The sequence below is a fragment of the Frisingicoccus sp. genome (assembly GCA_016298055.1).
Classification (GTDB): Bacteria; Bacillota; Clostridia; order Lachnospirales; family Lachnospiraceae; genus Frisingicoccus.
Window position 1 is genome coordinate 32,847 of record JAEDDO010000001.1, and the last position, 20,171, is coordinate 53,017.

Annotated in this window: 20 protein-coding genes; 16 read left to right on the forward strand and 4 right to left on the reverse strand. The window is 39.4% G+C overall.

The features are described from left to right. The first annotated feature begins 4 nt into the window (after positions 1-4). From QZZ35_RS00135 to QZZ35_RS00165, 7 genes are all read left to right on the forward strand, one after another. Positions 5-1,216: a type II secretion system F family protein gene (locus QZZ35_RS00135; protein WP_291235603.1), complete on the forward strand. Its 1,212-nt coding sequence runs from the start codon at positions 5-7 to the stop codon at positions 1,214-1,216. 13 nt (positions 1,217-1,229) lie between these two features. Then, positions 1,230-1,397 (forward strand): Flp1 family type IVb pilin, encoded by a 168-nt coding sequence (locus tag QZZ35_RS00140; protein ID WP_291233619.1) that lies wholly within the window; start codon positions 1,230-1,232, stop codon positions 1,395-1,397. Further along, positions 1,394-2,908: a DUF5702 domain-containing protein gene (locus tag QZZ35_RS00145; protein ID WP_291235604.1), complete on the forward strand. Its 1,515-nt coding sequence runs from the start codon at positions 1,394-1,396 to the stop codon at positions 2,906-2,908. The genes QZZ35_RS00140 and QZZ35_RS00145 overlap by 4 nt, the downstream gene beginning before the upstream one ends. Positions 2,909-3,083: 175 nt before the next feature. Continuing rightward, positions 3,084-3,788, forward strand: a complete 705-nt coding sequence (locus QZZ35_RS00150) for a hypothetical protein (RefSeq protein ID WP_291235605.1) — start codon at positions 3,084-3,086, stop codon at positions 3,786-3,788. 2 nt (positions 3,789-3,790) lie between these two features. Further along, the gene (locus QZZ35_RS00155; protein WP_291235606.1) at positions 3,791-4,204 is read left to right on the forward strand and encodes a prepilin peptidase; all 414 of its coding nucleotides are present in this window, start codon (positions 3,791-3,793) and stop codon (positions 4,202-4,204) included. Further along, positions 4,201-4,692 (forward strand): TadE/TadG family type IV pilus assembly protein, encoded by a 492-nt coding sequence (locus QZZ35_RS00160; protein ID WP_291233623.1) that lies wholly within the window; start codon positions 4,201-4,203, stop codon positions 4,690-4,692. Before QZZ35_RS00155 ends, QZZ35_RS00160 begins: the two co-directional genes overlap by 4 nt. Then, a complete protein-coding gene (locus QZZ35_RS00165) occupies positions 4,667-5,782 on the forward strand; it encodes a DUF6382 domain-containing protein (RefSeq protein WP_291235607.1) in 1,116 nt (371 codons plus the stop codon). The genes QZZ35_RS00160 and QZZ35_RS00165 overlap by 26 nt, the downstream gene beginning before the upstream one ends. Positions 5,783-5,789: 7 nt before the next feature. On the opposite strand, the gene QZZ35_RS00170 is transcribed toward QZZ35_RS00165, so the two are convergent. Then, positions 5,790-6,209 carry an HIT family protein gene (locus QZZ35_RS00170; protein WP_442899868.1) on the reverse strand — a complete coding sequence of 140 codons (420 nt, stop codon included), beginning with the start codon at positions 6,207-6,209 and terminating at the stop codon, positions 5,790-5,792. Positions 6,210-6,404: 195 nt separating this feature from the next. On the opposite strand from QZZ35_RS00170, the gene QZZ35_RS00175 reads away from it, so the two are divergent. Continuing rightward, a complete protein-coding gene (locus tag QZZ35_RS00175) occupies positions 6,405-7,073 on the forward strand; it encodes a sensor histidine kinase (RefSeq protein ID WP_291235609.1) in 669 nt (222 codons plus the stop codon). Between the two features lie 56 nt (positions 7,074-7,129). Here the strand turns inward: QZZ35_RS00175 and QZZ35_RS00180 are convergent, their stop codons facing one another. Together QZZ35_RS00180 and QZZ35_RS00185 are read right to left on the reverse strand one after the other, a co-directional pair. Then, entirely contained in the window at positions 7,130-8,209 is a 1,080-nt protein-coding gene (locus tag QZZ35_RS00180) for an undecaprenyldiphospho-muramoylpentapeptide beta-N-acetylglucosaminyltransferase (RefSeq protein WP_291233627.1), read from the reverse strand. A gap of 11 nt (positions 8,210-8,220) precedes the next feature. Then, positions 8,221-8,472 (reverse strand): TIGR03905 family TSCPD domain-containing protein, encoded by a 252-nt coding sequence (locus tag QZZ35_RS00185; protein ID WP_291233628.1) that lies wholly within the window; start codon positions 8,470-8,472, stop codon positions 8,221-8,223. A 144-nt stretch (positions 8,473-8,616) separates the two neighbouring features. Between QZZ35_RS00185 and QZZ35_RS00190 the strand changes: the two genes are divergently transcribed. The 6 genes from QZZ35_RS00190 (at position 8,617) to QZZ35_RS00215 (ending at position 15,689) form a co-directional block, all read left to right on the forward strand. Then, positions 8,617-9,315 carry a 5'-methylthioadenosine/adenosylhomocysteine nucleosidase gene (locus tag QZZ35_RS00190; protein WP_291235610.1) on the forward strand — a complete coding sequence of 233 codons (699 nt, stop codon included), beginning with the start codon at positions 8,617-8,619 and terminating at the stop codon, positions 9,313-9,315. Between the two features lie 84 nt (positions 9,316-9,399). Further along, positions 9,400-10,119, forward strand: a complete 720-nt coding sequence (locus QZZ35_RS00195; protein WP_291235611.1) for a hypothetical protein — start codon at positions 9,400-9,402, stop codon at positions 10,117-10,119. Between the two features lie 82 nt (positions 10,120-10,201). Continuing rightward, complete coding sequence (locus tag QZZ35_RS00200) at positions 10,202-11,551, forward strand: glucose-6-phosphate isomerase (protein ID WP_291235612.1); 1,350 nt, start codon at positions 10,202-10,204, stop codon at positions 11,549-11,551. A 161-nt stretch (positions 11,552-11,712) separates the two neighbouring features. Beyond that, entirely contained in the window at positions 11,713-13,425 is a 1,713-nt protein-coding gene (locus tag QZZ35_RS00205) for a putative manganese-dependent inorganic diphosphatase (protein ID WP_291235613.1), read from the forward strand. A gap of 15 nt (positions 13,426-13,440) precedes the next feature. Further along, entirely contained in the window at positions 13,441-15,087 is a 1,647-nt protein-coding gene (locus QZZ35_RS00210) for a putative manganese-dependent inorganic diphosphatase (protein ID WP_291235614.1), read from the forward strand. 11 nt (positions 15,088-15,098) lie between these two features. After that, positions 15,099-15,689: a flavin reductase family protein gene (locus QZZ35_RS00215; protein WP_291235615.1), complete on the forward strand. Its 591-nt coding sequence runs from the start codon at positions 15,099-15,101 to the stop codon at positions 15,687-15,689. Positions 15,690-15,726: 37 nt separating this feature from the next. Here the strand turns inward: QZZ35_RS00215 and QZZ35_RS00220 are convergent, their stop codons facing one another. Further along, the gene (locus QZZ35_RS00220) at positions 15,727-16,914 is read right to left on the reverse strand and encodes a Y-family DNA polymerase (protein ID WP_291235638.1); all 1,188 of its coding nucleotides are present in this window, start codon (positions 16,912-16,914) and stop codon (positions 15,727-15,729) included. Positions 16,915-17,047: 133 nt separating this feature from the next. Between QZZ35_RS00220 and QZZ35_RS00225 the strand changes: the two genes are divergently transcribed. Then, positions 17,048-17,548 (forward strand): shikimate kinase, encoded by a 501-nt coding sequence (locus QZZ35_RS00225; RefSeq protein ID WP_291235616.1) that lies wholly within the window; start codon positions 17,048-17,050, stop codon positions 17,546-17,548. Positions 17,549-17,561: 13 nt separating this feature from the next. Continuing rightward, positions 17,562-20,171 carry a YfhO family protein gene (locus tag QZZ35_RS00230; protein WP_291235617.1) on the forward strand — a complete coding sequence of 870 codons (2,610 nt, stop codon included), beginning with the start codon at positions 17,562-17,564 and terminating at the stop codon, positions 20,169-20,171.

Here is a 20,171-nt window from a genome sequence, read left to right on the forward strand (position 1 = left end):
TTTTGTGGATAAAAAAAAGAAGCTGGCTGCGGGGATAGCTGCCGTATGTGTTGTGACAGCATTATTGGGATTAAAAAACTTTTTTACACCAAAAGAACAGATTCAATCTCTTGAAAGAAATTCTCCGGGGGCAGGAGAAACGGCTGTAAACCTGGAGGTCAGGACGGATGAGGGAAATTTTCCGATTGATTTTCAATTAGAGGAACGAATTTATGAAGCGTCCGAACTGGATGGAGTATTTGAAGAAGGTAAAAAGTGGCTGGATACAGTGTGGCTTGGAGATAATACGTCATCGGATTCGGTGACACAAAATTTATATTTTCCGGAGCGTATTCCACATCTGGGATTGACTGTTCAGTGGAAAACAGAGAGTTATCGATTGATTCAATCCGACGGAAAGGTGACAGAAGAAGCGTTGTCGCGGGCACCTTTGAATACAAAAATCCGGGCAGTATTGAAATATGGAGAATTTGAAAAAAGCTATGAGTATGAGCTTAGAATCGTGGAAAATATCCTACAGGGAGATGAGGAATTAAAACAGGGAATTCTAAAAGAAGTAAAATCCCGGCAGACAGAAGAGAGAACACAAAATGAAATGATATTACCAGATACATTTAATGGAACAAAATTGGAATGGTACGTACGAGAAGATCCTGTCTGGCCGAAAATTTTTATCTTTGGTAATCTTATTCTTGTTTTAATATATTTTGCATCAGAAGAGAAAAGGATGCAGCAGATCAGGGATAAATCAAAAGAATTAGAACGGGATTACCCGGATATTGTGTATAAACTTGTTCTCCTTGTAAGTTCGGGAATGACAGTGAAGGGAGCGTGGGAAAAATTAATTTATGACTATCGTAAAGAAAAGAACAATACAGGAAAGGTCCGATGTGGATATGAGGAGATGGAGATGGCACTGCGTGAGATGAACTATGGTATTTCGGAGCTAAAGGCATATGAAAATTTTGGAAAACGTTGTGCCAGTCAGAATTATATTCGGTTTTCATCATTATTGATCCAGCAGGTTAAGCGGGGAGCAAGGGGGATGAACCAGTTATTGATGCAGGAAGTTATGGCGTCAGAAATTCTGAGAAAAGAGAATGCGAGAAAGCGTGCGGAAGAGGCGGGAACAAAATTATTGTTTCCGATGGTATTATTGATGGCTGTTGTATTTGCTGTGCTGATGATACCGGCCTTTTTATCAATCAGTATATAACAGGAGGAAAAAAATGGGATTACTTAAGAAAGTGTTAAAGAATAACAAAGGTGTAGGTGTTGTGGAAATCATATTGATTCTTGTCGTATTGATTGGACTGGTTATTATATTCAAATCCCAGCTGACGGATCTGGTCAATGATATTTTCAGCCGTATCACAAGTCAGAGTTCAGGAATATGATCGAAGAGGATAAAACAATCAAAAATTTCTATTCGGGTCAGATTACAGTGTTCATGCTGATGTTGTTTATGATCGTATCCAGTGTTCTCATTGCCCAGTACCACTCTGCTGTTTATTATGCATGCAGAGCAGACAGTGAAAGAGCCGGCAGGCTGAGTGTGGACAGCCTGCTGGCGGGATATGTCAAACCTTTGAAAGAACGTTATCAGATTCTGGCTTTTGACGGAGGATTTGGAGAAAAAGAGTTTTCTCAGGAAAAGATAAACGGGGAACTTCTTGATGTCTATAAAAAGAATATTCAAAGTTCTGTTGATAAGAAAAATATTATCAATTCAACATTAGATGAATCCCTGTTTACAATGCTCATTGAAAATGACTGGAGGTTTTTACTTCGGGAGATTACTTTGAATCGGGTAGAATTTGTGCGGGAGGATGGGTTAGAAACGCTTATGAAAATGCTGAAGGATAAAAATAATGAGGCATCAGACACCCTTCAGGAAGAACGTCAGGAAGCAGAAAGAGCGAGCCAGGAAGAAACCTCCGAATCGGAAGAAGATAAAGAAGACGGAGAAAATGAGGAGAAAGAGCATGTGGATGATCCAAGAGATATTGTTACCGATATTTGGAATCGAGGGATTTTATATGCAGCATGCCCCGGAGAATATCAGATATCCGATAAGGAATGCAGTATGGGCGATGTTTCATATCCGGAATCCGGACAGGAAATGCAGGGAGAGATTGATTTTAAGGATGAAGAAAGTATACAGGGAATGTTTAAAAAATGGGACAATATTTTTGACTCAGACAATATGTTAAAAGGGACGGTTGAGGATGCTGCTGCTGTTTGGTACATGGAGGAAGTTTTTCATAACGGGACAACCCATCTCAAAGACAGTTCGGATAATTATGAGCGAGTTCTCGAGTATGAGATCGAGTATATTATTGCGGGAAATGAAAAAGATGAAGAAAATTTAAAATCTGTTTTATGGAGGCTTTTGGCCTTGCGATGCGTGATGAATCTGTCTCATATACTTTTATCACCGGAAAAACAAATGCAAGTGACAGAAACGGCCGGAGTGATCGGAGCAGCTTTGGTTATTCCATATTTTATCGGGGTTATTGCATTTTTGCTGAAAGCGACATGGGCTTTCGCTGAGTCTCTGTCTGATTGCCGGGCACTTTTAAGGGGAAAGAAAGTACCGATTATAAAATCTGATGCTACCTGGCATTTGACGTGGGAGCGTATGCTCAGTTTGAATGTGAATATGTTGGACGGTTATGAAGGCAATGAGGGGATGACCTATGAGGATTATCTTAAAATTTTTCTCTTGATTCAGAACAGAAATGAAAAATATCGGAGAATGACACATTTAATAGAAAAAAATATACGTCTGCAGAATGAATATTCAAATTTTTATTTAAAGAATTGTATTTATGGTGTGCAGGTAACATTTCAGAATGAATTCAGTGTTGGAGAAAATTACAAGGTTCAAACAGGTCTGTCATATTGAAGGGGGTGAGGACCGGGTGTTCTTTTGGGAATTATTAAATAACAAAAAGGCGATACCTGCTTTATATAAAAATGATGCCAATAAAAATCATACAAAAAACATATACACACTCCGGAACAAAAGAACACTCTGCCGTCATTCCCTTCAAGGAAGTATGACAGTGGAGGCCGCGCTGGTGGTACCTATGGTATTCTTTGTATGGGTGGCTTTTATAGCATTAACATCTGCTGTTCGTGTTCATGAAGTTGTTCAGAATGAATTGACGAATACGGCTCTGGAGTTGAGTCTTGCAGCGGCAGAACATGAGGAGATCGTGAAAACAGGGGGAACAGCAAAAGCTATGTACAGCCTTTTTGCACTCAAAGATCTGGATACGGGAGGTGTCAGTAAAATTCATGGATTCAACATGTTGGGATCCGATGTGATGCAAAACGGCAATTGGATTTGTTTTAAAGTAACCTACCGTATAGAATTGCTAAAGGGAATTATTCCGATACCGGATATTCCTATGAAAAATCAGATTTATGTCAGGACATGGACTGGTTATGAGGCGGCAGACGAAAAGACAGATGAGAATAATCAGGAGATTGTTTATGTGACGGAACATGGACGTGTATATCACAAAGATGGTATGTGTACGCATATATATTTAAAAGTGTATATTGTAGGAGAATCGGAGGCAAAACAGTATTCTCCCTGTGAAAAATGTGCGAAGGATTCAGAAGGAGGAAGCACGTATTATATAACAGAAACAGGTGGACGTTATCATATACGACGAGGGTGCAGCGGACTCAAACGTTCTGTAGAGTCTATGACAATGACGGAAGCGACAAATAAGGGCTATTCACCGTGTACGAGATGTGGAAAAGGAGGTTCTTAATAATGCAGCATTTTTTTAGTTTTCTTATAATTTTATATCCTGTTTATGAGGATATAAAAAATCAGAAAATTGATATAAGACCGTGTCTGATGTTATTGATGGCGGGACTTTTTATTCGTTTGATTTCAGGAAATACGCTCCTTTCGGAATATCTGTGGGGGATACTGCCCGGATGTGCAGCATTTTTTTCAGGAAAGCTGTTTGGGCATTGGATTGGTGAGGGCGATTGTTTACTGATTCTGAGTATTGGAATTCTTGAAGGTATTGCATTTTGCATGAAATTACTTTTTTTGTCGTGTATCGGTATTTTTGCATTTTCTGTTTATATGCTTGCATCGGGAAAACTTCATAGAAAATCCAGAGTAGCAGGAGTTCCTTTTATGTTTCTTGGGTATATTGGAGCATGGGTACTATGATCTGGAAAAAAGAGGGAAGTTTTACGATTGAGGGAACGGTCATTGTAAGTTTTATATGCTTGATGATCGGAATGGTAATACTCATGGGATTTTACGGGCATGATCGTATGGTTTTGCAGGAGACAGCGGATGAACTGGCCATGTATGGCTGCTTGTGGAAAAGTCGGTATGTTCATCCCGAACTGGGAGAAGTAGACTATGAAGCTATGCTTCAAAACACATCGGTATCTTTAGATGAAATCGAATCCAGAGGGTACGATATGCTTCATAAGCGTCTTTTTGTGGGGAAAGTTCAGTCGATCTCTGTATCAACGAATCTTTTGGGACGAGAAATAAATGTAGAAATTCAGGCAGAATTCAAAATAGGCAATTATCAGATCACCAGCAATATACATGGCGTTTCTGTAGCCGCTTTTAGCAGAGATTTACCGAGAAGAGATAGTGGGGAGGAAAAACAGGAAATTGAATCGGGAGAGTTGGAAAGATAAAGATTTGAAAAATACATATTTGAGAGTCGGACGGGAAGGTAAATATGGGGAACAGTATGAGGAGATTTTACTGTACAAAAATAAGATAGCCGGATTGATACCATTTTATGAGCTGGAAGAGGATGGAGAAGGAATTCTCGTTTATGCATTGAATTTTCAGAACTCATTTCTGGAAAATCTGTCAAATAAGAGAATGGAGTGTGTCCATATTGAAAATATGATTCATTCATTGATTCAGATAATGCTTACTTTAGATGAATATCTGTTGGATCCATCGAATCTTGTGCTTGAAATGGATCATATTTATGGAAAAGACAGCAAATGGTCATTTGTTTATATACCCGGGTATCAGGAAGATTTTTGGAAACAGATGGAAAAACTTTCTGAGGAGTGGCTTAATTATGTAGATTACGGGAGTGAAACAGCGGTATTGTGGGCTTATACATTTTATCAAAAAGTACATAACAGGACATGTTCTGTGGAAGAATTATCATCCATATTAAAATTGCAGACAGATCATGATTTTTATAAAGAGAAAGACACAACCGATCAGGAACAGACAAAGACAGAAGAAAAGGAAATAAAAAATAAAGTCGTACCGGAAAAAAGTGCAGCGTCGGATAAAGAAAGTGCAAGTCAAAAAATAAAAAAATGGTTTGAAAAAATAAATATAAAAGGGAAGAGGAAAAAAGAATCTGCGGATTTCTATGATTGGGCAAGTCCTCTGCAAGATACATTGCCGGAGATAAAGACAATGGATAAGAGCTCTGAAAAAGACAGTAAGAAAAAAAAGATGTTTACGCTGATTCCTTTGGGCGAGAATGAAATGAAGGTCATATACATAAATAAGTTTCCGGCGGTTCTCGGAAGGGCGGAAGGAGAAGCGGATATATATATTGCAAATCCTAAAATCAGCAGACTTCATGCAAAGTTTGAAAAGGAGCATCAGAATGTGAAGATTATTGATATGAATTCTTCAAATGGAACCTGCAGAAACGGAGAATGTCTGGAATCAGGCAAAGCATGTATACTGCATGCGGGTGATATATTAAAACTGGCAGATTTAGAATTTATCTGCCAGTGGTGTTAGTCGGTGTTCAATTTAATGCTGCTTTAATTTTTTGTGCGATTTTTTCGCGTTCTTCAGGTTCGGAAGTGCCTGGGATCCAGTTAATATTTTGTCCGTCATTGATATAGCGCGGAATAATGTGCATATGAAAATGAAAAACGGTCTGTCCGGCAGCTTCGCCATTATTCTGGACAATATTGATGCCATCACAATTCAGTGCTTTTTTCATTGCTGTGGCTATATGAGATGCAAGAACAAAGACTTTCTGAGCTGTGGTTTCATCCATCTCATAAATATTAGCCATATGCTGTTTTGGCAGAATTAAGGCATGACCCTTTGTTGCAGGTGATAAGTCAAGAATGACACGAAACATATCGTCTTCATAGACTGTTGTAGAAGGAATTTCGCCGTTGGCAATTTTACAAAAAATACAATTATTATCCATAATATATATCCTCCAATATAAAAATTTGTATAGAATCGTACTCTTTAATAATAGTTCACCAAGAGAAAAATGTCTATTCTGAATTTAAAATAAAAATAAAATCCTGTGGCGTTTTGTGTCGTTGATTGTCAGTCAAATATGTTTGATTTGTAGGAAAAATTATGATAAATTGAGAAAAAAACGGAGAGGAAGTCCTTTATGAATGAATCTAAGTTGATTTCGCTGTCAAAGATTTCTCACGAGTTGAAAAATCCTCTGACACTGATTCAAAGTACATTGCAGCTGATCGGATGCCACTATCCGGAAGTGACAAAAGATCCTATGTGGAGTCAGCTTTTGCTGGACACAAAATATATGTCTCAATTATTATCTGAATTATCATCTTTAAATTCATGTCAGAATATGAAATATGCCAAAATAAACATTCGACAATTTTGGACAGAAATCGTGAATTCATTTTCTTCTTTAGCCCATATTCAGGGAAAAAAGCTGCAATTAAATTTTAATATATTTTCTGAGAATTTTTCGGGAGATCCATTAAAGCTCAGGGAGGTGTTTTGCAACTTAATAAAAAATGCATTTGATGCAACGGATATAGGAGATGAGATTTTTGTTGATGTGAAATCTCAATGGAAATGTCTCATAGTAATCATCAGTGATACAGGCTGTGGCATAGACAAAGAACGTCTTGAGAATATCTTTCAGCCATTTGTTACATATAAACCAAATGGTACCGGACTTGGGCTTCCAATTGTAAAAAACATTATTAATGCTCATGGAGGAACTGTTCAGGTCTATTCAAAACCGGAAACAGGAACAAAATTTATGGTAGTTTTACCGTTAGAACCATCCGAAAAGAAAGAATAGCAGAAATAAATCATCCTCCGGAAATATTTTTCGGAGGATGATAAGGAATGTTTTAATCAATGAATTTTATGGGCTTTTACAGCTTTTTCGCAAAGATTTACGATCACAGGGATAGCATTCGATGCGGGATTTGACTGCATGGCCTGAATATAATTTTCACGATTTTCAAATACAATGTTAACTGCTTTAACGAGTGTTTCGTCGTTGACATTTTCCTCAGGGAGGAGATAACTGAATCCTTGTTTTTCGAAAGAAGAAGCATTCAGGATCTGGTCACCGCGGCTGGCTCCAGCCGGAAGCGGAATAAGAATATTCGGCTTTTTAAGGGCAAGAAACTCACAGATAGCATTTGAACCGGCGCGGGAGATGACGACATCAGCGGCTGCGAGAAGGTCACTTAATTCTTCTTTTACATAATCGAATTGAATATACCCCTGCACATCTTTTATCGATGTATCAACTTTACCGTTTCCACATATGTGAATAATCTGATAAGACGGCAGAAGCATAGGGAGGGCTTTTCTTACAGCTTCATTGATGGCGGCAGCACCGAGGCTTCCTCCGATAACAAGAAGGACCGGTTTATCTGCACTGAAACCGCAAATCTGTAAACCTTTCATGCGGCTGCCTGTTAATAATTCCTGGCGAATCGGAGATCCGGAGAGTACAGCTTTCCCCTGAGGAAGATAGTTGGCTGTTTCAGGAAAATTATGGCAAACTTTATATGCAGATGGAATTGCCAGTTTATTGGCCAGTCCCGGTGTCATGTCGGATTCATGGATGATAGCCGGAATATGACAGTGCTTTGCTGCCAGAACAACAGGCACAGTGACGAAACCTCCTTTTGAAAAAACAACATCGGGTTTGATCTTTTTCAAAAGTTTGCGTGCTTCAAAATAGCCTTTAATGACTTTAAAAGGATCGGAAAAGTTTTTCAGATCAAAGTATCTTCGGAGCTTTCCGGAAGAAATTCCATAGTAAGGGACACCTAATTCTTCAATTAAACGGCGTTCAATACCATCATAGGAGCCGATGTAGGATATTTCATAACCCTTTTCTCTTAAAGCGGGCATCAAAGCAATATTTGGTGTGACATGGCCGGCAGTTCCGCCGCCGGTCAGGACAATTTTTTTCATTGTCAGACCTCCTAATCTGCCTGAGAATTTTTATATTCTTTCAGTCCCTGAGCAAGCTGATCCGGACATGATGTACCACGTCCTCCACAGTCGATACCGGAAAGAATCTGAATGACATCGTCAACAGGACGGCCAACAACAAGAGCAGCAACACCCTGTGTGTTTCCTGAACATCCTCCGATGAACTGGCAGCTGGTAACAATGCCGTTTTCAACTTCAAAATCCACAGCTTTTGAACATGTATGTTTATTGATATGTCTCATGTAAATCACTCCTATTCATAAATTTTCAACCTAATTATAGCAGAAGCAATATTGATAAGCCAGTAAAATTTTTAAGTTGTCATGGGAATTATAGTTTGTATGTGTTATCATAAATAAAAAACAGAAAACAGGAGATAGATTTACATGAAAAAAATAGGAATTATCGGCGCTATGGAAGAAGAAGTGGCAAAATTGAAAGAGAATATGCAGATTCAGGAGACGTCTGTCATAGCGGGAATGGAGTTTTGTCAGGGAATATGTGAAGGTCAGAACGTTGTGATTGTGCGAAGCGGTATCGGAAAAGTCAATGCTGCTGTATGTACACAGATTTTATGTGATGTTTTTAAAGTGAATGCTATTATCAATACAGGTGTTGCGGGAAGTTTAAAAAATGAGATCAATATCGGAGATATTGTTCTTTCTGAGGATGCGCTTCAGCATGATATGGACGCTACAGGATTCGGTTATGATCCTGGAGTCATTCCGAGAATGGAGGAATCTATATTTAAAGGGGATGAAACGCTTCTTAAACTTGCGCAGAAGGTATGTCAGGAAGTTAATCCGGATATTCAGGTTTTCAGAGGAAGGGTTGTCAGTGGTGATCAGTTTATATCAGATCACGATGTTAAGCAAAGAATTGTAAACAGTTTTGGCGGTTTTTGTACAGAGATGGAAGGAGCTGCCATTGCGCAGACAGCGTGGCTTAATAAGATTCCTTATCTTGTTATTCGGGCAATCTCAGATAAAGCAGATGGAAGTGCCGAGATGGATTACAGTGAATTTGAGATGAAAGCGATTGAGCATACGGTTCGTTTAATGACTGGAATGTTGAGAAATATGTAAAATATGCCCGACCGATTTGAATAGATTTTGTCTTTTTGTTGATATTATAATGGAGCTATCTTATCAATGAAAGGAGTTTACAAAATGAAAAACTGGTTACTGGGACAGGGAATCCCTTTCTATGCCGAACTTTTATTGGCGGTATCAGGATTAATTGTATTATGGATGACGGGAAGAATATACAAAAGACTTTTAAGGGAAGCGGATTTGATGGGATCATCGAATCAAAAACTGATAAAATATATACGCTTGAAAGTGGCAAGTTATTTTAAAATCGGAATGCATCCGGAGGATACACAGGCATTGATTGGAAGATACATAAAGAAGTATCGTGTCGGACCTTTTTCGCTTCAGGCATGGAGCCGGCTGCCTTATCTTATTATGACAGCCATGCTTGCCGTCGGAGGTGGAAATTTTATGTATCGATGGACCCGGGGAGGGGAATTGGATCGCATATCAAATGTCCTCTTTATGGCTGTACTGGGTGTTGTTGTTATCAGCGGGTGTATGTTATTTATGGATTTTGTATCAAAAGAAAAATTTTTGATGTATTCGATTATGGATTATGTAGATAATTATTTAAGTAACAAACTTGCTCAGGATTACAAAGATAAGGAAGGGCAGATTCCGCCCGAGCAGTATAAACGTGCGCTTCAGGAAGTTGCGGCTGCAGGAGGTACGAGAAGAAAAAAACGCAGCAGTCAATACTATTATAACAGTTATCCGGAGAGCGAACCTGACTACCAGAATGATGATGTCGATGCAAAAATCGTGGAAGATGTATTAAAAGAATTTTTGTGTTAAAAAAGGTCAAAACATTGATAAAATCCGGCAATTTTGGTATTATGATAGATAAGAATATTAAATACTTATGGAGGTAATCAACATGGAAAAAGGGGTTAGATTTGACTATTCCAAGACAGCTTCATTTATTCGTGAAGATGAAGTGAACATTATGAAAAAACTGGTCGGAGATGCCAGAGATGTGCTTGTCAGTAAAACCGGAGCGGGGAATGATTTTCTGGGCTGGATAGACCTTCCTGTAGATTATGACAAAGAAGAGTTTGAACGCATTAAAAAATCCGCAGAAAAGATTAAGCAGGATTCGGATGTGCTTCTCGTAATAGGTATCGGAGGTTCTTATCTTGGAGCGCGTGCAGCGATTGAGTTCCTTCAGCATAATTTTTATAATATATTGCCGAAAGATATGCGTAAGACACCGGAGATTTATTTCGTAGGCAATAATCTGAGCAGTTCCTACATCAGCAATCTGATCGATATTATCGGTGACAGAGATTTTTCAATTAACATGATTTCAAAATCCGGAACGACAACAGAACCGGCAGTCGCATTTCGCGTATTTAAGAAACTGATCGAAAACAAATACGGTAAAGAAGAAGCGGCAAAACGTATTTATTGTACAACAGATAAAGCGAAGGGTGCTTTAAAACATCTGGCAGACGAAGAAGGATATGAAACCTTTGTTGTCCCGGATGATGTGGGCGGACGTTTTTCTGTTCTTACAGCCGTAGGTCTTCTTCCGATTGCTGTCAGCGGTGCCGATATTGATCAGCTCATGGCCGGAGCAGCAAGCGCGAGAACACGCTGTCTTGAGAATGCATTTGAAGATAACGATGCACTTCAGTATGCAGCCATCCGAAATATTCTGCTTCGCAAAGGAAAGTCGATTGAGATTACATGCAGCTATGAACCGTCACTTTTATATATTGGAGAATGGTGGAAGCAGTTATACGGTGAAAGTGAAGGAAAAGATCAGAGAGGTATTTTCCCGGCATCTGTAACACTTACGGCAGACCTCCATTCGATGGGACAGTTTATTCAGGATGGAGCGCGTATTATGTTTGAGACTGTTCTGGATGTGGAGAAATCAAAACATGAGATATTGATTGAAGAAGAACCGGTAGATCTGGACGGATTAAATTATCTTGCGGGAAAGAATGTAGATTTTATTAATAAGAGTGCGATGAATGGTACAATTCTTGCACATACCGATGGTAATGTACCGAATCTTATGGTGCATATTCCTGAACAGAATGAGTTTTATCTGGGTGAATTATTCTATTTCTATGAATTTGCCTGTGGTGTAAGTGGATATGTTCTCGGAGTGAATCCATTTAATCAGCCAGGGGTTGAAAGTTATAAGAAAAATATGTTTGCTCTTCTTGGAAAACCGGGATATGAGGATCTTACGGAAGCGTTGCTGAAACGTCTGTAAGATGGATAAAATATGTGGGATAAGCTTCGTTCGGATTTATTCGAACGAAGCTTATCTGGTTTCTGAACGGCAAATATTTCCAATGTCCTCAAAAAAATACGAAGGATTTGTCTGAGATGTGCTAAAATACGCTTAGGTTATTTAAAAGGAGAAATATCACTATGGAATTAAAGAGACAAAAGGAAGTCTATGTGATTGGACATAAGAATCCGGATTCAGATTCTATTTGTTCAGCGATTGCCTACGCCTCGCTTAAAAATGAGATTCTTGATCGGGTAAAAAAAGGCGATTCTGAGGGATTGTACCAGAATTTGTTTGTTGAAGGTGGTAATGTGGTCTATGTTCCGGCACGTGCGGGGCAGGTGAACACAGAGACAGAATATGTTTTAAAAACATTTAATCAGAAAACGCCGGTACTTATGAATGCCATCCGTACTCAGGTTGGTGACATTAATATCCGGCATATTAAGGGAATACCTGCAAATTATTCATTGAAAAAAGCATGGGAGACAATGAGAGAGTCGGATACATCGACTCTGGCAGTTGTGGACAAGGAAGGATTTCTTCAGGGACTGATCACAATGTCAGATATTGCAGCCGCTTATATGTCTGTTTTGGATAATGAGATATTGGGAGAGGCCTGTACGCCGATTGCCAACATACTGGAGACATTAAAAGGTGAGTTGATTGTCGGGGATTCGGGCAAGTGCCTGACAAAAGGAAAACTTGTTGTTTCCACGGCAACTCTCAGCGTTATTGATAAATTTATAAAAGAAGACGATCTGGTCATTTTGGGAAATCGTTACGAAGCTCAGTTGAGTGCAATTGAAAATAAAGCATCCTGTATTATTATATGCGATGGAGCAAGAGCTTCAAGAACGATCTGTAAACTGGCTGAAGAGAATGGATGTTCCGTCATTTGTACACCATATGATACATATGCAGTGACACGTTCGATTAACCAGAGTATCCCTGTCAGCTATTTTATGATCAAAGAGGGTATTATTGAATTCAATGAGAGTGATTATGTGGCAGATATTAAACCGGTTATGATGAGTAAACGTCACCGGGATTTCCCTATTGTGGATGTCAACGGACGGTACGTGGGAATGATTTCCAGACGTACACTCATTGATATGGATGCAAAGAAGGTCGTTCTGGTCGATCATAACGAGGTCGAACAGGCAGCGGAAGGTGTCGATGAAGCAGAAGTTGTGGAGATTGTTGATCATCATAAATTAGGAACAGTCGAGACGATTCGTCCGGTTAATGTAAGAAATGAGCCGGTTGGATGTACGGCCACAATTGTTTATGAGATGTATATGGAAAATCAGATTCCGGTTTCAAAAGATATTGCAGGAATTTTATGTTCTGCAATTATTTCAGATACCTTAATGTTCCGTTCACCGACATGTACAGCTATGGATCAGATGGTTGCTGAACAATTGGCTGAGATAGCAGGTGTTGATATCGAAAGCCATGCAATGCGCATGTTTGAGGAAGGAAGCCAGCTTAAGAAAAAGACAGATTCTGAGATATTTTTCCAGGATTATAAAAAATTTACAGCAGCAGATGTAAATTATGGTGTCGGACAGATCACATCGATGAATCGTAATGAACTGTTAAGTGTTCAGGAACGTTTGCTGGCCTATATGGAATCAACTCTGGAAGATATGGAAACAGATATGATCTTCTTTATGCTGACGGATATTTTAAAAGAATCTACCCGGCTTTTATTTGTAGGTAAGGATGCGAAGATGGTTGTTGAAAACAGTTTTCATCTGGAAGCGGAAGAAAATTATATTGACTTAGAAGGTGTGGTATCCAGAAAGAAACAATTGATACCAAAATTAACAGCCGGATTACAAGGGTAGTAGGAGGATGCAGAGATGAAAAAGGCAAAAATTTACGTCATTGGACATAAACATCCGGATACGGATTCTATTTGCTCCGCAATTGCATATGCCTACCTGCGGAAGAAAGTGACAGGCGTCAACTATGTGCCTGTACGTGCGGGAGAGATTAATTCAGAGACCGCGTTTGTTTTAGAACGTTTTCATACAGAAGTGCCAATGTATATGGATGATGTGCGGACCCAGGTAAGAGATGTTCAGATATCTCCTTACCACAGCGGCCATCCGGATATGTCTATTCGGGAAGCATGGCAGCATCTTCAGAAAGAAAAAATTTCTACATTGACGATTGTAGATGATAACAAAAAACTTTTGGGTCTTATTACAAAGGGCGATATTGCCAAAACTTATATGGGCGTTTATGACAGCAGAGTCTTATCACAAAATCGGACCCCGTATAAAAATATTGTGGATACTCTTGATGGAGAAATTCTTGTTGGGGACCCGGATGGTGTTGTTGAAAAAGGCAAGATTTTGATTGCAGCGGCGAATCCGGATTTAATGGAAGAATATATTGAAGATGGCGATATGGTTATGTTGGGAGACCGATATGAGTCACAGCTGTGTGCAATTGAGATGAATGCCGGATGTCTGATTATCAGTATGAATACTCAGCCAAACGATACGATACTTAAACTTGCAAAAGAGCATAATTGTACGATTATTCGCACACCGTATGACACATTTATTGCAGCACGTCTGATCAATCAGAGTATGGCGATCAGCCATTTTATGGTTGAAAACATGAAAACTTTCAAGAGAGAGGATTTCATTGAAGATGTTAAAGACGTTATGGCAAAAAATCGTCACAGAGCTTTCCCGGTTGTAGACAATCAGGGAAAAGTACTCGGTATGTTTACGCGTCATGATCTTATTGATATGGATAAGAAGAAAGTGGCCCTTGTGGATCACAACGAGTCCGGCCAGGCGGTGGACGGTCTGTTTGACTGTGAGATCATGGAAATTGTGGATCATCATAAGCTGGGTTATGTTCAGAGTATTAAACCGGTATATTTCAGATGTCAGCCGGTAGGGTGTACTTCGACAATCGTATATCAGATGTATAAAGAAAATAAAGTTGAGATTCCGCCGGATATGGCCGGACTCATGTGTTCGGCAATTTTATCAGACACGTTGATGTATCGTTCTCCGACATGTACTCCGCTGGATAAGCTGGCTGCTGAAGCTTTAGCTAAAATAGCGGGCGTGGAAGTAGAAGATTATGCAATGCAGATGTTTGAGGCAGGAAGCGATCTGAAGAGTAAATCCGATACAGATCTGTTTTATCAGGATTTCAAAAAATTCTCTGCAGGAGATACACAGTTTGGTGTTGGACAGATTACTTCTCTGGATGCAAGAGCACTTAAAACGATTCGGGAACGTCTGAAAAATATGCTGGACAAGGCAAAAGAAGAGCATGGTTTGGATATGATCTTCTTTATGCTTACAAATATTCTGGATGAGTCATCATGGGTACTTTGTTCAGATGTTGAGGCCTTTGAGGTGGCTTGTAAGAGCTTCGGTTCAAATGTGACGAAGGACGGAGACAGTGTATTTGTGGATCATATGGTATCCAGAAAGAAACAGTTTATTCCAAAGATGGTTGGAACATTACAGGAGTAGAGGAGAAACGCATGTCAAAGCAGAAATGGAAGCCGGGAAATATGTTATATCCTCTGCCGGCAGTTCTTGTCAGTTGTGGTGACAGAGAAGGAAAGATAAATTTAATGACAGCAGCCTGGACAGGTACGGTATGTTCGGATCCGCCGATGGTTTATGTATCTGTACGTAAAGAGCGTTTTTCACATCATATGATTCAGGAGACCGGAGAATATGTGATCAATCTGACAACCGAGGAGCTTGCCAGAGCAACAGATTTTTGCGGTGTCCGTTCCGGAAAAGATATGGATAAATTCAAAGAGATGCATCTGACGCCGGCTTTCGGAGAGCTGCAGTATGCACCGATGATCGTTGAAAGTCCTGTTTCCATAGAATGCCGGGTAAAAAATGTGATGGAACTTGGAAGTCATGATATGTTTGTGGCAGAAGTAACAGCTGTTTATGTCGATGAGCGTTATATGGATGAAAAGGGAACATTTCATCTTGAAAAGTCACACCCGCTTGTCTATTCCCATGGACAGTACTATGGTGTTGGAAAACATCTGGGCAGTTTTGGTTATGCTGTGAGAAAGAAGAATGTAAAGAAAAATAAAAACAGAAAATAACAGGATAAAAAATGGGATGCATTTAAAAATATGCATCTCATTTTTTGTCCAGAAAGCTTCCGCGGACAATGGCATCATGTCCGTATTTTTGTCGGATGCGATCAAGAGCCTGATCCAGTTTTTCCAGTTTTTCATTCTGAGATGTATCAAAAAGATTCATTTGAAGAGAACTGGCATCGGTTAATTTGGATGTACGTACACCGAGCAGGCGTATAGGTTTTTGATTCCATAATTCATCAAACAATTTACAGGCACATTGATACAATATGTGTGCGTTCTGACTCGGTGTCAACAGGGTTGTCTGATGTGATACAGATGAAAAATCATGGTACTTAATTTCGACACTGATCATTCCGGCATATTGATTGCTTTTTCTGAGCCGTTGGGATACAGAGTCACATAATGACAGCAGAACTTTTCTGGCAGCAGCAGATTCGTTGATATCGGAAGACAAAGTTGTCGAATTACCAATGCCTTTCGATATATGGCGTCTGGCATCAATCGGTGTATATTCCAGACCATTGGCATATTCCCAGATTGTTTGTCCGTGACTCTTCAAGTGAGATGTAAGAATTACAGGGTCGGTGTGAGCCAGGTCGCCGATTGTTTTTATCCCGAGAAGTTCCAGTGTATGTGCGGAAGAGCGACCGACCATAAAAAGATCTTTTACAGGCAGCGGCCACATTTTTTGGGGGATTTCTTCAGGAAATAGTGTATGTACCCGGTCAGGCTTTTGAAAATCCGAAGCCATTTTTGCCAGAAGACAGTTGGTAGAAATTCCTATATTTACAGTAAATCCAAGGCTGTTCCGGATGTCTTGCCGGATTTGATCGGCGGCTTTTAATGGTGTTTCGCCACCATTTTTAAAAGGAATATAGGTTATAAAACATTCATCAATACTGTATGGGCGAATATCAGGAGAATAATTTTCCAGCAGGTGGAGCATCTGGGTACTGCACTTCTGATAATAGGCGTGATCCGGCTGAAAGATTTTCAGAGTAGGGCATTTTTTTAATGCGTCCGTGACAGGTTCACCGGTACGAATCTGAAAATGTTTTGCCGGAATAGATTTGGCCAGTACGACACCCCGGCGTTTGGATACATCACCGCCAATGATCGACGGAATGGTTCGTATGTCCAGAGAACTGCCCTCGGAAAGGAGGCGGACAGCTGTCCAGCTCAAATATGCAGAATTGACATCAATATGAAAAATAACAGATTTTATAAAAATCGCCTCCCCCTTTATTATAATCAAAGGTATGATAGAGGTCAATGAAGGATTGGCTTCAGATGAAAGGGTTGAGAATTCGGGAAAGAAATGATAAAATAACTGAACATAGACAAAAAGGAGGTTGCATATGAAAGATAATATTATTTTGATTGGAATGCCCGGAGCGGGAAAGAGTACAGTAGGTGTTGTTCTGGCAAAGGCACTTGGCTATAATTTTGTTGATTCAGATCTTGTAATACAGAAAGAAACCGGAAAGAGATTGTTTGAGATTATTGATGAGGTCGGTATTGATGAGTTTTTAAATATTGAGAATCGTATTAATGCGGCACTCTCTGTAGAAAAGTCTGTTGTTGCAACGGGCGGAAGCGTTATTTACGGAGAAGAGGCTATGGAACATTTGAAATCTATAGGAAAAGTTATTTATTTAAAAACAGACTATGAATCTCTGGAAATGCGTTTGGGAAATCTTTTAAAGCGGGGTGTTGCGATTCGCTCCGGGAATACATTGCTTGATCTTTACAATGAAAGAGTTCCTTTGTACGAAATGTATGCAGACATTACTATAGATACAAAGAATAAAGGGATTCGTGAAGTTGTTGAGGACATAAGTAAGACAATGAGGGAGTAATAGAGTATAGAAAATGAGCAGAAAAATAAAAAGTTGGGTAAGCAGAAATGCTTTTCATATTTTGGCCTTTCTTATTCCATTTTTTGTAGTCGTGGTGGCTTTCATTTGTCAGGGGATGTGGCCATTTGGAGACAGAGGTATAGCTATTATTGATTCTTATCACCAATATGTTCCTTTTTTATCGGAATTACAATATAAATGGCGTCATTTTGACAGTTTATTCTATAGTTGGAACGGCGGACTCGGAATGAATTTTTGGGCAGTTATTGCCTATTATCTGGCCAGTCCTTTGAATCTTTTGCTTTTAGTTTTTCCTAAAAGTATGGTGATGGAATGTTTTTCTCTTATTGTGTTTATTAAGATCGGTTTGAGCGGCTTAAGTTTTTCATATTTCCTGAAAAAAAGATTTCATCATGAAGGTATTGAACTTACCGTTTTTGGATGCTGTTATGCATTAAGCAGTTTTTCAATCGGTTACAGCTGGAATATTATGTGGCTGGACTGTATTGTACTGTTCCCATTGGTTATGCTCGGAATCTACAGGCTGTGCAGGAACGGTCGGGGATGGCTGTATGGTATTTCGCTTGCATTGTGTATTTTTATTAATTACTATATAGCTTTTATGATCTGCATTTTTTCATGCATTGATTTTTTGATGGAGATTGTCTGTGTGAGACATGTTTCGATGAAAAAAAAGATATGCAGAAGTTTTAAGTTTGCAGGGTATTCGCTGATTGCCGGCGGCTTTGGGGCTGTCATGCTGATTCCGACGGCTTCGGCACTCATGGCAAGTCAGTCGGCAAAAAGTTCTTTTCCTTCCAGTATAAAATTTTATCGTGATTTTTTTGAACTTTTGTGTCAGCATTTTACAGCGATTGAGCCGACGGACTTGTCCGGAAATTTTAATTTGTATTGCGGTGTGGCTGTACTTTTGCTTATACCCGTTTATCTGGCAAATAAAAGAATCCGGATACAAGATAAGATATTTCATATTGCTGTTGCGGCTTTTCTTCTGATAAGTCTGAATACAAATTATCTGACCTATATATGGCATGGATTTCATTTCCCAAATGATTTGCCGGGAAGATATTCGTTTATTTATATTTTTATGCTCTTAACTATGGCATACGAGGGATTTAGAGGACTAAACAGGTGTCCGCGGTGGCTTCCTGCCGTTTCCGCTGAAATATGGATGTTAGTTTTGGCTGGATGCTGGTGGTTTGATCTGGTAGATCTTGAAAGTTATACATGGGTCATTAACTGTGTGGCTGTGTGGATCTATGGTCTGCTTTTGACATGTGTGCTGCTGTGGAAAAATAAAAAAAGAAAGCTTAAGGTTTTATTATTAGGTATTATGCTTGTTGAAGCCTGTGGTTATGGAATTTTCGGGCTTTGTCATAATGGCACGGTTGACAGAAAGGATTACTATAGCGATCAAAAGGCTGTCTGGACTTTAAAATCCGAAATAGAAGAGCGTGAGGCAGATAATTTTTATCGTGTTGAACTGGAGGAACGCCGTGGCAGAGACGATGTGACATGGCATAATATCCCGGGTATGTCTCTTTTTTCTTCAACAGTGAATGCGGGTGTGGATCATCTGGCAAAACGTTTGGGATTTTTTGCAGTGACGAATAAATATAGTTACCAGGGAGCGACGCCGGAGACAGATGCATTTTTCAATATTAAATATTTGATGAGTAATCAAAAATCGGATACAGTGCGTACATTTGAATGGATGAGTGAGGCAGACGGAAAAAATCTGTATATTAATCACTGTGCGCTTGGCTTGGGATTTATGGTTTCGGATAATATACTTAACTGGGATTATGAAAAGACAAATCCTTTTGATGTTATTAATCAGATGGTTATGGCATCAACAGACTCAGAAGAGAAACCTTTCAGATATTTTGGAATTCCGGATCCTTCCGCTGAAGGATGTGACTTAACAACAGATACATGGGCAGACTGGTCTTATACATCAACAGACAACGGTGAGGGGGAAATAACCTATACATACGTGTCTGATAAGGAACAGGATTTTTATTTCTATTTTAAGGCAGCTCACTGTGTATCTGTAAGGGTTGCCTATTTGGAAAATAAAAAAACTTATTCCGACGAGGACGGACATATTGTTCATGTGGGGCAGTTGTCTGAAGGAGATGAAGTGACACTGACATTTAAACTGGATAAGGACTATAGCAGTGGCACGATTAAACTTATTGCGGCAGAACATTCGATGGACACTTTTTATAATATCTTTAATACATTGAGTGAACAGAAGTGGGATATCGATAGAGCGACATCGACAAAACTTCATGGAAGTGTTGATGTGCAGAAAGCGGGCATGCTGTTTACATCCATTCCTTATGATGAAGGCTGGCATATTCGGGTCGACGGACAGGATACAGAACCTGAGAAGATTGGTGATGCATTTATCGGAATTTCTCTTTCTGGGGGAACCCATGAGATCGAAATGTCCTATTGTCCAAAGGGGTTTAAGTCTGGATTGTGCATAACAGTTGTATGCGGAATACTGCTTATTCTCACTGGTTTTATTGAAAAAAAGCGGTGTCAAGATGTTTATAACAGGAAAAAGTATAAAATATCAGGCACAGAAGTTTAA